The sequence below is a fragment of the Isoptericola croceus genome (assembly GCF_029382255.1).
GTDB classification, from domain to species: domain Bacteria; phylum Actinomycetota; class Actinomycetes; order Actinomycetales; family Cellulomonadaceae; genus Isoptericola; species Isoptericola croceus.
This window is the reverse complement of record NZ_JARLLG010000161.1, coordinates 1-278: the sequence shown is the minus strand read 5'-3', so window position 1 is coordinate 278 and position 278 is coordinate 1. Positions and strand designations below refer to the sequence as shown.

1 protein-coding gene is annotated in these 278 nt (G+C 42.8%); it reads right to left on the bottom strand.

What is annotated here, in order from left to right:
* Window positions 1-274 (bottom strand): transposase domain-containing protein (locus PZC42_RS24505; protein ID WP_498041199.1); only part of this gene is annotated, 274 nt, incomplete at its 3' end.
* Window positions 275-278: the final 4 nt, after the last annotated feature.

The following is a 278-nucleotide window of genomic DNA, read 5'->3' as shown; positions in this document are numbered from 1 at the left end:
AGAATTGATCAAATTCAGGTGTGATATGGCTTCCATGGCCATCAAGGATCAACAATCGATATTTGCCAATTGCACAGGCATGGGTATGCTTATGGAATACCTCTTTGACCCAAAGCAAGCCAAGTTGATCATTAGTCCAGCCATTCTCACTGACACCGATCACCCAATCTGATGGTATATCTCTATACCACAAAGATTGGTGCATCTTTCCTGCAAAGATAATCATTGGAGGTAGAGCCCATCCAGTTGAATTGATTGACTCAATGACAGTCACCCAC